A 15,223-nucleotide genomic window follows, 5' to 3' on the forward strand; every position below is an offset into this window, starting at 1 on the left:
GCCCCGGTTCCCCAGCCCCCCAAGGAGATCGACGTGACGACGACGTGGCTCGACGTCCCCGCAGACCACGCCTTCGGCATCCACACCCTGCCCTACGGCGTCTTCTCCACGTCTGCAGACCCCCGACCGCGCGTCGGCGTGCGCATCGGCGACTTCGTCCTCGACGCCGGAGCGGTGGCCGCCGTCGGCCGCGACGCCGGCCTCGTCGGGGACGGGCCGGACCTCGCGACGGCCTGGCTGACACCGAGCCTCAACGCCTTCCTGGCCCTCGGTCGGCCCGCCTGGACCGTCGCCCGGCGATGGCTCACCGAGGTCCTCACCGACGACGTGCACCGCGAGGGCGTCACGCCGCACCTGCACCCCCTCGCGGCCGTCACCCTGCACCTGCCGGTCGAGGTCGCCGACTACGTCGACTTCTACGCCAGCGAGGACCACGCCACCAACGTCGGCAGGATCTTCCGCCCGGACAGCCCCGCCCTGCCGCCGAACTGGAAGCACCTGCCCATCGGCTACCACGGTCGCTCGGGAACCGTCGTCGTCTCCGGCACCGAGGTCGTGCGGCCCACCGGCCAGCGCAAGGGACCGGGCGACCCGGCGCCCGTCTTCGGCCCGAGCATCCGGCTCGACATCGAGGCCGAGCTCGGCTACGTCGTCGGCGGTGCCACCGCCCTCGGTGAACGGGTGTCGGTCGACCAGGCCCCCGACCACCTCTTCGGCGTCGTCCTGCTCAACGACTGGAGCGCCCGCGACCTGCAGGCGTGGGAGTACGTGCCGCTCGGGCCGTTCCTCGGCAAGTCGTTCGCGACGACGGTCTCGGCCTGGGTCACGCCCCTCGAGGCGTTCGACGCTGCCCGGGTGGCGTTACCGGGCCAGCACGACCCCGAGGTGCTGCCGTACCTGCGTGGCGACGCCTTCGGCCTCGACGTCCACGTCGAGGTGGCCATCAACGGGACCGTCGTCTCGCGTCCCGAGCACCGAGCCATGTACTGGTCCCCCGCGCAGATGCTCGCCCACCTCACCGTCAACGGAGCCTCGCTGCGCGACGGCGACCTCTTCGGCTCCGGGACGATCTCGGGTCCCCGCAAGGACACCCGCGGCTCGTTGCTCGAGCTGACGTGGAACGGCACCGAGCCGCTGACCCTGGCCGACGGGTCCACCCGTGCCTACCTCGAGGACGGCGACACCGTGACGATGACCGCGTGGGCGCCCGGACCGGACGGCGCCCGCGTCGGCATCGCGGAGGCGACCGGGACGGTCCGCCCCGCTCGCTGACCGGCGGCCGACCGCGCGCTCAGCGGCCGCGGACCCTGCGCTCACCGGCGGCGGACCGGCGGCTCAGGACGTGGGCGGCACGCCGAGCCGGAGCGTGTCGGTGTCCGAGGCACGCGCCTGCTCCCCGGTCGCCGCGTCACCGGCCGAGACCGTCGACGCCACGACCGCGTCGCCGGCGAGGAACGGTCCGGCGGTGTCGTAGGCGAACCCCGCCCAGCCGGCCGTGCGCCCGGCCCGGCAGTCGACGTACGTGCTGCCGGTGCCGTCGAGGAGGGTCTGGCCGACGATCTGGGTGACGACGACCCGCACGTACGCCGTCGTGTCGGAGGAGCACGTCAGCGTGCCGGCCACCACGACACCGCCGGAGGAGCCCAGCGTCGCGCCGGTCGTCGTCAGGCGGACCTGCAACGGGGGCTGCGCCGGCGCGAGGCTCACGTCCACGTGGCCACGAGCCGCGGCGGCTCCGGCGTCGCACCGCTGCTCGAACGTCGCGGCCAGCCGGGTCACCGCCCCGACGTCGTCGACGCCGATGGCCTCGACGGTCACGATCGAGCTGGACGTGTCACAGCCGCGACCGTTGCCGGCCAGGTCGAAACCCGCGCCGTCGTTGAACGGGTACCGGGTCGCCGCGTACGTGGTGCCGGCGGTCAGCACCTCACCCGGGGGCGCGGCCACGTCGATGGTCCACCAGTCGCCGTCGTCGCCGCTGACACCCACCGCGACGTGGTGGAGGTCACCGGTCAGGTCGACCGCGTCGGCCGGGCTCGAGTAGGCGTGGCCGACGCCCTGGGTGAGGTAGTCGCCCGCGTCGCCCGTGACGGTGAGAGTGCCCGTGCCGGGGTCGGCCTCGGCAGGCACGGCGAGGCCGAGGCCCGCGAGCCCGGCGAGGGTCGCGGCGGCGAGGATTCTTCGCAGCATGGGACCCCTCCACCTGGTGGGCACTGGCACAGCACCTGGTTCGACGGTAGACCCGCACGCGGACGTTCGCCGTCCGTTCACGCCATCCCGTCGCCCGACTCGTCCGTCGACCGGCGTGCATCCGGACGCGGAACGTCCGGTGGTGGGTCTACGGTCGCGGCATGAGCGAGGACTCCGAACGCCCACCGCAGATCGGCACCGCCCACGTCGGCGAGGACCTGAGCGGCTCACGCTTCGAGCGGGTCGACCTGCGCGACAGCACGTTCCGGCACGTCGACCTGCAGGGGGCGCAGCTCTCGTCGGTCAGCCTGACCGACGCCACCGTCCGCGGCACCGAGCTGCGACGCGTCGTCATGCGCGGTGTCGAGCTGCAGGACGTCGACATCTCCGGGGAGCTGCTCGACGTCACGGTCAACGGGGTGGACATCGTCCCGCTCGTGGAGGCCGAGCTGGACCGGCGCGACCCCGACCGGCCGCGGATGCGCCCGACCGACCCGGCCGGCTTCCGTGAGGCGTGGGACGTCGTCGAGCGCCTGTGGGCGGGAACGGTGGAGCGGGCGCAGGCGCTCCCGGCCGAGCAGCTGCACGCGTCCGTCGGCGGCGAGTGGTCGTTCGTCGAGACGCTGCGGCACCTCGCCTTCGCCACCGACGCCTGGGTGCGCCGCGGCGTCCTCGGCGACCCGTCGCCGTGGCACCCGCTCGACCTGCCGTGGGACGAGATGCAGGACACGCCCGGCGTCCCCCGCGACCGGCACGTGCGCCCGTCCCTCGACGAGGCGCTCGCGCTGCGGCGGGACCGCATGGCGACGGTCCGCGAGGTCGTCGACCACCTCACCGAGGACGAGCTGGACCGCATGACGACGCCGGTCGAGGCGCCGGGGTGGCCGCCGGCCGGCGAGTCGTTCCTCGTCCGCGAGTGCCTCCTCATCGTCCTCAACGAGGAGTACCACCACCGCCTCTTCGCCGAGCGAGACCTCGCAGCCCTGTCCCCAGCCGAGGACGGCTGAGGCCGACGCGACGACGCGCCCCCGCCGGTTCGGCGGGGGCGCGTCGTGTCGGGTCACGTCGGCTCGCGTGTGCGCGACCCTCAGTGCAGGGCGACGGGGGCCGTGACCCCCTCCTGGTCCTCGTCGAGCAGGTGCGACTCCTCGTGGCGCCGCGGCAGGAAGGCCGCGGCGACGAGCGTCGCCGCGCACAGGATCGCCGCGACGAGGAAGGTCCTGCCGTAGACGTCGGCGAGCTCGGCGACCGCGGCCGCCAGGCCTTGCGGGCCCAGCTTGTCCTTGACCGCCGGGTCGAACTGCGCCTGCAGCACCGCCCCGGCCGTCCGCGTCCCGTTGAGGTAGTTGGTGAACACGACCGAGATGACGGCGACGCCGATGGAGCTAGCGATCTGCTGGGTGATGTTGAGCAGCGTCGAACCCCGGGCCACCTGGTGGTGGGTCAGCGTCTTGAGCGCCGAGGTCATGATCGGCATCATGGTGCCGCCCATGCCCAGTCCCATGAGGAACAGCACCGGGATGATGAAGCCCCAGTAGGAGGTGTCGGGGCCGACCTGGGTCAGGGCGAACATGCCGACGACGATGGCGACGAGGCCGAACGGGACGATGCGCCCGACCGGGAAGCGGTCGGCGAGCGCCCCGGCGACCGGCATCGTCAGCATCGCGCCGATGCCCTGCGGCACCATGAGGTAGGCCGAGTGCAGTGGGGTCTCGGCACGCACCTGCTGGAGGTACTGCGGCACGAGGAGCAGGCCGCCGAAGAAGGCCGCGCCGAAGAGGAACATCGTGATGGTCGCGACCGTGAGGCGCCGGTTGGAGAAGAGCCGCAGGTCGAGCAGCGGGTGCTTGGGCCGGAAGCTGTACACGACGAAGACGGCGATCATGAACAGCCCGACCAGGCCGGGCACGAGGACCTTGCCGGAGCCGACCGTGCGCTCGCCCGGGATGGAGCTGACCCCGTAGAGGAACAGGGCCAGGCCCGGCGACATGAGCAGCATGCCGACGACGTCGAAGGACTCGGACGGCTCCGGCCGGTCGGACGGCAGCGCCCACAGCGCGTAGACGACGGCGACGACGCCGATCGGCACGTTGATGAGGAAGATCCAGTGCCACGAGTAGTTGTCGATGAGCCAGCCGCCGAGGATCGGGCCGAAGATCGGGCCGAGGAGCATCGGGATGCCGAGGACGGCCATGAGGCGGCCCATGCGCTCGGGGCCGGCGGCGCGGGTCATGATCGTCATGCCGAGGGGCATGAGCATGCCGCCACCGAGGCCCTGCAGGACGCGGAAGACGATGAGGATCTCGATGGACCCCGCCGAGGCGCAGAGCGCCGAGCCGGCGGTGAACAGGACGACGGCCAGGATGTAGAGCCGCTTCGTTCCGAACCGGTCGGCGGCCCAGCCGGTGAGCGGGATGACGGTGGCGAGCGCGAGCGTGTACGCCGTGACGGTCCACGCGACGGTCGAGTAGGCGAGCGGCTGGCCGCCCGGCTCGGCGAAGACGGTCTGGAACCTGGTCAGCGCGATGTTGACGACGGTGATGTCGAGGATCGACATGATCGCGCCGAGGACGACGACGCCGGCGACCTTGAGGACGGCGGCGTCGAGCTTGTCGGGCAGGGCGGGTGGTCCGCCCGTCGTGGTCGATGTGGTCGGTGAGGACACGAGTGGGCTCCGGTGGTCTGTGGAGTGTGGGTACGGCGTCGTCGCCGTGGCGCGGTGATGACCGCGCCTGTCATTCTGCCGCCGACCACCGACAGCGGAGCAAGGCGTTTTCGCCGTCGGCGTCCGCACGGCCGCAGCCGCGGACGCCGACGGCGGGACGCGCTCCCCGACGGGCTCAGCCCTGCCGGCGCGGCTGCTTGCCCTCGACGACCTGGGTACCGGCCACCTTGTCGTGCAGCGCCTGGCGCTTGTCGTCCCAGAGCGGCCACAGGTAGTCGATGAGCGTCAGGAGGTTGACGAACTGACCGGCGAGCGGGACGAGGCGACGCAGGACCGCCGCGCGGAGCGGCAGCGGTCCCGGCTCCGCGGCCCTCCGGACGCTGATGCCGAGGGCCATCTTGCCGAGCGTCTGGCCGGTCGTGGTCCAGAAGACGAGGCAGTAGGCCGTCACGACGAGCCACAGCACGACGCCGAACTGGAGCGAGGGACCGATGAGCTCGCCCTGCAGCTGGGTGGCCGAGGTCCGGTCACCGCTGGCCGCGGCCTGGAAGACGTCCGACATCCCCTGCTGCAGGCTCGGCGTCGCCGCCCAGGCGATGGCCCCGCCGACGATCGCGAGCAGCACACCGTCGATGAGCCAGGCCGCGAGGCGTTTGCCCCACGAGGCGAGCGGCACGCCGTCGGCGGTCGTCTTGACGTTGTACATCCACTGGGCACCGCCCTGGGGCGCCCCGGGGTACTGCGACTGCTGGTACGGGGACTGCTGGTACTGCGACTGACCGCCCTGCTGCCAGCCGCCCTGGGGCATCGGCCTCGTCGGGGTGGGTGCGCCCGGCGGGGTCGCCGCCGCACCGGTGGCGTCGCGTCCCGGGTCCGAGCCCTGGGGGCTTCCGATGGTGCTCTGCGCCGCGGTCGGCGACGCCTTCGGTGCGGTGTGGTTCGTCCACGTGACCCCGTCCCAGTACCGGAGCATGTCGGGGTTGCTGGGGTCGTCGTACCACCCTGAGGGCTGCTGGCTCATGTCCCAACTCTGCCACGGGCCGGGCCCGTCACCTCGAAGGGTGGCGGGCCCGACGCGTCCGCTGGGGCTCAGAGGTTGCCGCGCCTGTCCTGCTCGCGCTCGATGGCCTCGAAGAGGGCCTTGAAGTTGCCCTTGCCGAAGCCGAGGGACCCGTGCCGCTCGATGAGCTCGAAGAACACCGTCGGCCGGTCGCCCAGCGGCTTGGTGAAGATCTGGAGCAGGTAGCCGTCCTCGTCGCGGTCGACGAGGATCCTGCGCTTCTGCAGCTCCTCGATCGGGACGCGGACGTTGCCGATGCGCGCCCGAAGCTCGGGGTCCTCGTAGTAGCTGTCGGGGGTGTCGAGGAACTCGACGCCGTTGGCGCGCAGGGCGTCGACGGAGGCGAGGATGTCGTTCGTCGCGACCGCGAGGTGCTGGGCGCCCGCGCCGCGGTAGAACTCGAGGTACTCGTCGATCTGGCTCTTCTTCCGGGCGACCGCCGGCTCGTTGAGCGGGAACTTCACGCGGTGGTTGCCGTTGGCCACGACCTTGCTCATGAGGGCCGAGTAGTCGGTGGCGATGTCGTCACCGATGAACTCGGCCATGTTCACGAAGCCCATGACGCGGTTGTAGAACGCGACCCATTCGTCCATGTGGCCCAGCTCGACGTTGCCGACGACGTGGTCCAGCGCCTGGAACAGTCGCCTGGGCTGGCCCTCGCGCCGCTCGTAGGAGGACGCGGCGGGCTCGTAGCCCGGCAGGTAGGGGCCGGCATAGGTCTGCCCGTCCACGGTGCGCTGGACGAGCGTGTGACGGGTCTCCCCGTAGGTCGCGATGGCCGCGACCCGGACCGTGCCGTGCTCGTCGGTGTGGTTCGCCGGCTCCTCGAGCACGGTCGCGCCGGCCTGGCGGGCCTGGGCGATGCAGCGGTCGACGTCCGGCACCTCCAGGGCGATGTCGACGACGCCGTCGCCGTGGCGACGGTGGTGGTCGGCGAGCGGGCTGTCGGGGTCGACGGCGCCCTTGACGACGAAGCGGATGGACCCGCTGCGCAGGACGAACGCCTTGTGGTCGCGGTTGCCGTTCTCCGGCCCGGAGTAGGCGACGAGCTCCATGCCCCACGCGCTCTGGTAGTAGTGCGCGCTCTGGGTGGCGTTGCCCACGACGAAGACGATCGCGTCCCAGCCGGTGACCGGGAAGACGTCGGTGTTCTCGTCGTACTCGACGAGACCGACGAGCTGCTTGAGCTGGTCGAGATCGAGGTCGGCCTCGCGCTCCTGCTGGGTGCGGTCGTCGGTGAGCTCGGCTGGCCGAGACGGCATCGTGTCAGTCATGGCGCGAGCGTGACCCACCGGGCCACAGTGGTCAACAGGTCGCCTCGCCGCTGGGCACAGTGCGCAAAGTGTTGCCCTTGTACCGCTCAACAGTGGACACTTTGCCCATGTCGTCCTCCGGCCCCGCGTCCCGGCCACCCGTCGACGCCCTCGACTGCCGCATCCTGCTGCTGCTGCTCCACGAGCCGGGCATCGGGGTCCTCGGCGCCTCGCGCCGGCTCGGCGTCGCGCGCGGCACCGTCCAGGCCCGGCTCGACCGGCTGCAGCGCACCGGCGTCCTGCGCTCGATGGCCCCCGATGTCGACCCCGCCGCTCTGGGGTATCCCGTCACCGCCTTCTGCACCCTCGAGATCCGGCAGGGCCGCGGTGGTCACTCCCCCGTCGTCGAGCACCTCGCCGCGATCCCGGAGGTGCTCGAGGCACACACCATCACCGGGTCCGGCGACGTCCTCATCCGCATCGTCGGGCGCGACAACGCCGACCTGCAACGGGTCATCGACCGCGTCGTCGACGACGAGCTCGTCACCCGCGCCTCGACCGTCATCTCGCTCGCCACCCGTCTCGACCACCGCACCGTCCCGCTCGTCGAGCACCTGCTCGACCTCGCCCGAGGAGGCACCACCCCGTGACTGCGGACCACCAGCCCGACCAGGCACCCGACCTCACGACCCCCGTCCCCGGCGTCCGGCTCGTCCACCCCGAGTGGAGCCGGTCGGCGACCGTCTACCAGGTCAACCAGCGCAACATGACGCCCGAGGGGACGTTCCGCGCCGCGGAGGAGCACCTGCCCCGCATCCGCGACCTCGGCATCGACGTCGTGTGGCTGATGCCGGTCAACCCCATCGGCGAGCTGAACCGCAAGGGGCCGCTCGGCAGCCCCTACGCCGTGCGGGACCACCTCGGCGTCAACCCCGAGTTCGGGACGTTCGAGGACCTGCGCCACTTCGTCGACACCGCCCACGGCCTCGGCCTCAAGGTCATCCTCGACTGGGTCGCGAACCACACCGCCTGGGACAACCCGCTCACCGTGGAGCACCCGGAGTGGTACGCGCGCGACTGGAAGGGCGACTTCCGGCCGACGCCGTGGTGGGACTGGGAGGACATCATCGACCTCGACTACGACCAGCCCGGCCTGCGCCGGTACATGGCCGACGCCATGGCGTACTGGGTGCGTGAGGCCGACGTCGACGGGTTCCGCTGCGACGTCGCGGGGTTCGTCCCCCTCGACTTCTGGGAGGGTGTGCGCCGCGAGCTCGACGCCATCAAGCCGGTCTTCATGCTGGCCGAGTGGGAGTCGCGCGACCTTCACACCCGGGCCTTCGACATGACGTACGCGTGGAGCTGGAACGAGACGATGCACCGCATCGCGATGGGCAAGGCCGACGTCGAGGCGCTCAAGGTCTACTACGCGTGGAACGACCGCTTCTACCCGCGCGACGCCTACCGCATGACGTTCGTCAGCAACCACGACAAGAACGCGTGGGAGGGCACGGAGTACGAGCAGTTCGGCGACGCCCTCGAGGCGGCGATCGTCCTGTCGGTCATCGGCGAGGGCGTGCCCCTCGTCTACAACGGTCAGGAGGCGGGCAGCGACAAGCGGCTCGCGTTCTTCGACAAGGACCTCATCGAGTGGCGCGAGGACCCGCAGGGTGAGCTCTACCGCACCCTCTTCGCACTGAAGAAGGCCCACCGAGCCCTCTGGAACGGGTCGTGGGGCGGCCGGATGGTGCGCGTCCCCAACAGCGACGAGACCTCGGTCATCGCCTTCGTCCGCGCAGCCGAGGACGACCGCGTCTTCGCGGCCTTCAACCTCTCCCCCGACGACGCCACCGTGACCCTCGGTGATGGCCCGCAGGCCGGCTCGTGGGTCGACGCCTTCGACGGGACGCCGGTCGCGCTCGCCGTCGGCGACACCATGACGCTGCCGGCGTGGGGACACCGGGTGCTCGTCGGGGCCTGACCCTCCGTCGACGTGGCAGGCCCGCCCCACCTCGTGGCCGGGCGGGCCTGTCGGCGTCGGGTGGAGCCGGAGGTCAGGCGTTCGTGACGGTGACCGGCGTGCCGTTGCTGACGAGGCGCCAGTCGGTGCTGGAGAAGGTCACCGGGTCGATGACCGTGTTCGCCGTGGCCCAGTCGATGAGCAGCTGGCGGATCTCGATCTGCCGGTTGTAGACGACCGGGGCCGTGGTGACGCCGGGGAAGCCGCCGCCACCGGACTGGCGGTAGTTGTTGATCGCGACGACGAACCGTGCCTCGGGGGCGACCGGCACCCCGCCGTAGGCGAGGCCGGTGATGCGCGAGCCGACCGCCTTGGCGATGTCGATGTCGTAGGTGAGCGGCGCGTCGAGGCCGCCCATGATGTCGTAGTTGTAGTCGGGGGTGCCGCCGGCGTTCGTGATGGTGTCGGCCGAGACGGGGCCGGTGCCCGAGTACTGCACGAAGTACGACGCGCTCTTCTCGAGGTAGTCCTTGACCTGGGCGCCGGTCAGCACGATGCCGAGCAGCGTGTTGTCGTAGATGTAGAGCCCGGCCACGTCGCGGATCGTCACGTCGCCCGCCGGGATCGCCGCGAGCTTGTTGAACGGGGCGGCGATCGACAGCATCGGCAGCGCGCCCTCGGGCGTGCCGGCGAGGGCCTTCTTGACGGCGTCGGCCTGGACGTAGTTGATGAAGTCCATGGCCGGGGTGTCCTCGTAGCGCGAGGTGGCCGCCGACATCGCCTGCGTGCACGTGCCGATGACGCCGTTGACGTAGGCGAGGACCTTCTCGTGGGCGGCCCGGACGGCGCCTGTGACGGCGGGGTCCTCGGGCACGGCGTTGGCGTTCCAGAGCCGGCCGGCGGAGTCGACGACCTGCCACTGCCCCCGGACCTTCTGCAGCGAGAGGGTCATCTCGGCCACGCGCATGCCCCAGTAGTACGGCTCGACGAGGAGGACCTGCTTGCCGGTCTGGGCGTTCGTGGCCTTGTCGACGACCTCGACGTGCGAGTGGCCGACGAGGACGGCGTCGATGCCGGGGACCTGCTCGGCCATGAGCCGGCTGGCGTTCTCGACGTAGGGCAGCGCGTCACCCCACGAGGACTTGCCGTTGGTGCCGGAGTGGCACGACACGATGACGACGTCGGCGCCGGCCGCCTTGAGGCGGGGCACGAAGACCTTGGCCTGCTCGATGATGCCGGGGAACTTCAGCTTGCCGTCGACGTTGGCCTTGTCCCAGATCGCGACGCCCGGGGTGACGAGGCCGAGGATGCCGACCTTGATCGGCTTGCGGTCCTCGAGCTTGACGGTCCTGATGACCCACGGCTTGAAGGCGGGCGCGCCGGTGTCCCAGTCGACGGTGTTGGCCGACAGGAGCGGGAAGTTCAGCTGCTTCTCGAAGGCGCGCAAGGTGTCGATGCCGTAGTTGAACTCGTGGTTGCCCAGCGCGGCGGCGTCGTAGCCGACCTGGTTCATCGCGGCGGCCATCGGGTGGGTGGCGCCGCCGGTGATCGGGTCGATCTTGGCGTAGTAGTACGCGAGGGGCGTCCCCTGGATCGTGTCACCGGCGTCGAGGGTCAGCGTCGCGGCGGCGCCGAGGTCGGCGCGGCGCATCTTGATGACCGAGGACGCCTTGGCGATGCCGATGTCGTTGTGCGTCTTGTCGTCGTACTCGCGGTTGTTGAAGTAGTCCCAGTTGAAGACGTTGCCGTGCAGGTCGGTGGTGCCGAGGACGGTGAGGGTGACGACCTCGCCGTCGGTGCCCCCACCCTGCCCAGCGGTGCCGGCGGCACCCGCCGGCGAGGCGGCCGCGACCGTGGCGATGCCCGCGCCACCGACGGCTGCCATCGCGAGCAGCTGGCGACGGGTGGTGGGCGAGGAGAGGAAGTCCGGGGTCTCGTCGGTGCTCATGTCGTCCTTGTCTTCCGCGCCGGGGTGCTGCGCGGGTCGCGAAGCGGTGTGGGGTTCTGTCCCGCCGGAGCGGGACGCGCCCGACCCTAGCCGCGGCCGGGGACGAACGGGGCGATGCGGACCACCCGCCTTCGTGAACGCCACGTGACGGCACGTGAAGGCACGTGACGGCGCGGAACGCCAGGTGAGGGCGCGGGACGGCTCAGCGGCGGCCGACGAGCCAGAGCCGGATCTTGTCGATCCGCTCGGTCACCTGCTCGGTGCTCGCGGCCGCGAGGTCGGGCCCACCGCACGCACGTCGGAGGTCCAGGTGGACGTTGGCGTGCGGGTAGCCCTTCTGGCGCGCGTAGGCGGCGACCAGCTTGTTCAGCTCCTTGCGCTGCGCGGCGAGGGCGCGGTGCGCGGCCACCGGGGTCGGCCCGGCGTCTCGGGGCGCCTTGCGCACCTGCTTGCTCTGTCGCTCGCGCAGCAGCTGGGCGACCTGGTCCGGCTCGAGCAGGCCCGGCAGCCCGAGGTAGTCCTGCTCGTCCTCCGAGCCGACCTCGGCGTGCATGCCCCACTGCTGCTTGTCGAACAGGACGTGGTCGAAGTGCGCCTCGGACTCGAGGGCCTCGAACGAGCCCTCGGCCAGCGCCCCGCTCGCCTTCTCGTCGCGGGCGGCCTCGTCGAGCAGCGCCTGCTCCTCGGCCCACATCTGGGCGACGTCGTCGGGGTCGGGCCTGCGGTCGAGGGCGTGGTCACGCTGCTCCTCGAGGCGCGCCGCGTGGTCGAGGACGACGGGCACCGACGGCAGGAAGACCGACGCCGTCTCGCCGCGTCGCCGCGCGCGCACGAAGCGGCCGACCGCCTGGGCGAAGAACAGCGGGGTCGAGGTCGACGTCGCGTAGACGCCGACGCACAGGCGCGGAACGTCGACACCCTCGGAGACCATCCGCACGGCCACCATCCACCGCGACGTGCTGCCGGCGAACTGCTCGATGCGCTGCGAGGCGCCCTGGTCGTCGGAGAGCACGACGGTCGGGGACTCCCCGGTGAGCGCCCGCAGGTGCGCCGCGTACGCGCGCGCCTGGGTCTGGTTGCTCGCGATGACGAGGCCACCGGCGTCCTCGACGTGCCGCCGGACCTCGGTGAGGCGCTTGTCGGCGGCCGCGAGGACGGCCGGGATCCACTCACCCTTGGCGTCGAGCGCGGTGCGCCACGCGTTGGCCACGGCGTCCTTGGTCATCGGCTCGCCGAGGCGCGCCTCCAGCTCGTCGCCGGCCTTGGTGCGCCAGCGCATCGTGCCGCCGTAGGCCATGAAGAGGACCGGGCGCACGACGCCGTCGCGCAGCGCCTCGGCGTACCCGTAGGCGTAGTCGCTGGAGCTGACGAGGACGCCCTCCTCGTCGAGCTCGTAACGGACGAACGGGATGGGCGAGGTGTCCGAGCGGAACGGGGTGCCCGTGAGGGACAGTCGGCGGGTGGCCGGCTCGAACGCCTCCCTGATGCCGTCGCCCCAGCTCTTGGCGTCGCCGCCGTGGTGCACCTCGTCGAGGATGACGAGCGTCGAGCGCGACGTCGTCAGCTCGCGGTGCAGCGAGGGGCGCGAGGCGACCTGGGCGTACGTGACGGCGACACCGTGGTAGTCCTCGCTGTGGCGTCCGATGCTGTTGCTGAACCTCGGGTCGAGGCTGATCCCGACGCGGGCTGCGGCGTCGGCCCACTGCGTCTTGAGGTGCTCGGTGGGGGCCACCACCGTGACCCGGTTCACGACGCCGCCGCTCAGCAGCTCGGTCGCGACGCGGAGGGCGAAGGTCGTCTTGCCCGCCCCCGGTGTCGCGACGGCGAGGAAGTCGCGCGGGGCCTGCGCGACGTACCGGTCGAGGGCCTCCTGCTGCCAGGCGCGCAGCTTGCTCGCGGTACCCCACGCGGCCCGCTCCGGGAAGGCGGGTGGGAGGTGGAAGGCGGCCCCTGAACTCATAGGCCGCCCACGGTAGCCGCTCCGGGCCGGCGACATGCCGAGGCCCCGCCGTGTTGGCGGGGCCCCGGTCGGGATGCTATGTGCCGCAGCCGAGCCGGGTGCCCGGGCGGTGGCCCGGGACGGGTCCGGCGGAGGCCTCGGCGGCGTCAGCGCAGGTCAGGCGCGGTACGCCGTCCACTGGGCCTGCATGCGGGTCACCTGGCCGGCCGTGAACTCGGTCATGCACGAGTCGTAGGTGTAGTCCATGAAGTTCCTGATCGGGTCGAGTCCGGGGCTCGTGCACGTGTCGCGCCCGGTCGGGCACCCGTACGCGGCGCTGGCCTCTGCCGGGGTGTCGTCGACGTAGTCCCCCGAGCCGGAGCAGCCGCCCTGGAACGTGTGGTAGAGCCCGAGCCAGTGGCCGACCTCGTGGGTCGCGGTGTCGCCCTGGTTGTAGTTCGTCGCCGAGCCGCCCGGCATCGAGGCGTTGAGCATGACGACGCCGTCCTGGGTGCCCGGGTTCTTCTTCGGGAAGGTCGCCCAGCCGAGCAGGCCGTCACCGATGTTCGCGGCGTAGAGGTTGAGCGCGGCCTTGCCGCCCCGGTGCAGCGCACTCTTCATGTTCCGCTCGGCCGTGGAGCTCGGCGTCACGGTGTACCAGGCCGCGTTGTCGGTGACGTCGGTGCCGGCCAGGCGGAAGCTGAAGCCCGAGCCCGCGTACGCGTTGTTGAGCACGCTGATCTGGCTGCTGATCGTCGAGGCGCTGATCGACCCCTGCGACCCGTCGGTGATCGTGTGGAAGTACACGTCGATCGTCGCGCTCGCGAAGGCCGCACCGCCCCCGGGGCGGGCCGCGGCACCCGACGAGGTCAGGCCCAGGCCCTTGGCCGCCAACGCCGTGCGGAGCGCGGCCTCGTTGGCGCGCACCTGCGCGTCGGTCAGCTCGTGCGGGTCCTTGGCGGTGCCGTGCATGCTGCGCGCCCCGACGGAGGCCGGGTCGAGGCAGGTGGTGCCGCGGACGTCGAAGGTCGGCGACGCCATGGCCGGTGCGGCCAGCGATGCGGCGACGAGCGCGAGCGGAGCAGCCAGCGCCAGTGAGCGGAGCTTCATGAAGGAGAACCTTTCTCGCTGTCAGGACACCCGATCGGGCGTCGCTAGCCAGCGAGCGTAGGAACGCCCGGGTCTGTGGGGCCGCCGCAGCCGGTAAAGAGTGCGTCAGGAAACCCTCGCCGGACGCCAGTCGGACGCCCGGCGCAGGCGCGGCGGCCGGGCGACGCGGCGCCCCCCAGCACGGAGGGCGGCGATCTTGTGAGTCGGTCGCGACAGACGTAGATTCGCCATGTCGGGTTGCGCAAGGTGCGCCGTGATGACATGACCCGCCACGTCGCCATGACGGATCTGCCACCCCGTGTCGCCCGGCAGAGGGCCTCTGGAGGGGCCCGGATCATGGCAACACACATCCTTCACCCCAGGCACCCGGACCACCCGGCGCAGACGGCGGACCCCGGGGCGGTGGCCGCCGAGACGACCGGCCCGCCCGAGCGCGGTACGGAGCCCACACCGGCCGTGGCCGACGCGTCGGGCATCGCGGACCCGGCGGCCCTCGGCCTCGCGGCCTTCGCCATGACGACGATGGTGCTCAGCATCGTCAACACCGGGCTCGTCGGCGCCGCAGCGGCACCCGTCGTGCTGGGTCTCGCGCTGGTGTACGGCGGGGCCGCACAGCTGCTCGCCGGCATGTGGGAGTTCCTGCGGGGCAACACGTTCGGTGCCCTCGCGTTCTCGTCCTACGGCGCCTTCTGGATCTCCTACTGGGTCTACGCCAACTTCCTGCTCCCGGGGATCACCCGCGCGGGCGAGGCGAGGGCCGCGACCGGGCTGTTCCTGGCCGTCTGGGCGTTCTTCACCGGGTACATGGTCATCGCCGCGCTGCGCGTCAGCATGGCCGTGCTAGGCGTCTTCGTCCTGCTGTTCGCGACCTACGTCGTGCTGGCCGTCGGCGCCTACGGCGACTACGCGCTCGTCACCAAGATCGGGGGGTGGGTCGGGGTCGCCACCGCGGCCGTCGCCTGGTACACGTCCTTCGCCGTCGTGACCAACTCGACCTTCAGGCGAACCGTCCTGCCGGTCGGCCCGCTGGCCTGAGCCGCCACCGCTCGGTCATCGTCGCCCGGCCGACCCCCGGGCGGCGGTGAGCCGCGCCCTCAT

12 protein-coding genes are annotated in these 15,223 nt (G+C 71.8%); 5 read left to right on the forward strand and 7 right to left on the reverse strand.

Annotated elements, in window-relative coordinates:
• The first annotated feature begins 33 nt into the window (after window positions 1–33).
• Window positions 34–1,272 (forward strand): fumarylacetoacetase, encoded by a 1,239-nt coding sequence (gene fahA, locus AC1VM9_RS20660; protein ID WP_481345482.1) that lies wholly within the window; start codon window positions 34–36, stop codon window positions 1,270–1,272.
• A gap of 63 nt (window positions 1,273–1,335) precedes the next feature.
• Here fahA and AC1VM9_RS20665 read toward each other — a convergent pair whose 3' ends face one another.
• The gene (locus AC1VM9_RS20665; protein ID WP_481345481.1) at window positions 1,336–2,190 is read right to left on the reverse strand and encodes a hypothetical protein; all 855 of its coding nucleotides are present in this window, start codon (window positions 2,188–2,190) and stop codon (window positions 1,336–1,338) included.
• 161 nt (window positions 2,191–2,351) lie between these two features.
• On the opposite strand from AC1VM9_RS20665, the gene AC1VM9_RS20670 reads away from it, so the two are divergent.
• Entirely contained in the window at window positions 2,352–3,197 is an 846-nt protein-coding gene (locus AC1VM9_RS20670; protein WP_481345480.1) for a DinB family protein, read from the forward strand.
• An 80-nt stretch (window positions 3,198–3,277) separates the two neighbouring features.
• On the opposite strand, the gene AC1VM9_RS20675 is transcribed toward AC1VM9_RS20670, so the two are convergent.
• The 3 genes from AC1VM9_RS20675 to hppD form a co-directional block, all read right to left on the reverse strand.
• The gene (locus tag AC1VM9_RS20675; RefSeq protein ID WP_481345305.1) at window positions 3,278–4,855 is read right to left on the reverse strand and encodes a DHA2 family efflux MFS transporter permease subunit; all 1,578 of its coding nucleotides are present in this window, start codon (window positions 4,853–4,855) and stop codon (window positions 3,278–3,280) included.
• Window positions 4,856–5,030: 175 nt separating this feature from the next.
• Complete coding sequence (locus AC1VM9_RS20680) at window positions 5,031–5,876, reverse strand: RDD family protein (protein WP_481345304.1); 846 nt, start codon at window positions 5,874–5,876, stop codon at window positions 5,031–5,033.
• A gap of 68 nt (window positions 5,877–5,944) precedes the next feature.
• Window positions 5,945–7,189, reverse strand: coding sequence for a 4-hydroxyphenylpyruvate dioxygenase (gene hppD / locus AC1VM9_RS20685; protein ID WP_481345303.1), 1,245 nt, complete (start codon window positions 7,187–7,189; stop codon window positions 5,945–5,947).
• A gap of 107 nt (window positions 7,190–7,296) precedes the next feature.
• On the opposite strand from hppD, the gene AC1VM9_RS20690 reads away from it, so the two are divergent.
• Both AC1VM9_RS20690 and AC1VM9_RS20695 read left to right on the forward strand, forming a co-directional pair.
• Entirely contained in the window at window positions 7,297–7,818 is a 522-nt protein-coding gene (locus tag AC1VM9_RS20690; RefSeq protein ID WP_481343900.1) for an Lrp/AsnC family transcriptional regulator, read from the forward strand.
• A complete protein-coding gene (locus AC1VM9_RS20695) occupies window positions 7,815–9,149 on the forward strand; it encodes an alpha-amylase family glycosyl hydrolase (protein ID WP_481345302.1) in 1,335 nt (444 codons plus the stop codon). The genes AC1VM9_RS20690 and AC1VM9_RS20695 overlap by 4 nt, the downstream gene beginning before the upstream one ends.
• Window positions 9,150–9,222: 73 nt before the next feature.
• On the opposite strand, the gene AC1VM9_RS20700 is transcribed toward AC1VM9_RS20695, so the two are convergent.
• From AC1VM9_RS20700 to AC1VM9_RS20710, 3 genes are all read right to left on the reverse strand, one after another.
• Window positions 9,223–11,076, reverse strand: a complete 1,854-nt coding sequence (locus tag AC1VM9_RS20700; protein WP_481345301.1) for a bifunctional metallophosphatase/5'-nucleotidase — start codon at window positions 11,074–11,076, stop codon at window positions 9,223–9,225.
• Window positions 11,077–11,278: 202 nt separating this feature from the next.
• Window positions 11,279–13,036: a DEAD/DEAH box helicase gene (locus tag AC1VM9_RS20705; RefSeq protein WP_481345300.1), complete on the reverse strand. Its 1,758-nt coding sequence runs from the start codon at window positions 13,034–13,036 to the stop codon at window positions 11,279–11,281.
• Between the two features lie 156 nt (window positions 13,037–13,192).
• The gene (locus tag AC1VM9_RS20710; RefSeq protein ID WP_481345299.1) at window positions 13,193–14,125 is read right to left on the reverse strand and encodes a zinc metalloprotease; all 933 of its coding nucleotides are present in this window, start codon (window positions 14,123–14,125) and stop codon (window positions 13,193–13,195) included.
• Window positions 14,126–14,461: 336 nt separating this feature from the next.
• Here AC1VM9_RS20710 and AC1VM9_RS20715 point away from each other — a divergent pair, with 336 nt between their 5' ends.
• Window positions 14,462–15,160 carry an acetate uptake transporter gene (locus AC1VM9_RS20715; RefSeq protein WP_481343732.1) on the forward strand — a complete coding sequence of 233 codons (699 nt, stop codon included), beginning with the start codon at window positions 14,462–14,464 and terminating at the stop codon, window positions 15,158–15,160.
• Window positions 15,161–15,223 lie beyond the last annotated feature (63 nt).

This window comes from Monashia sp. HAY1-11D (assembly GCF_056868035.1).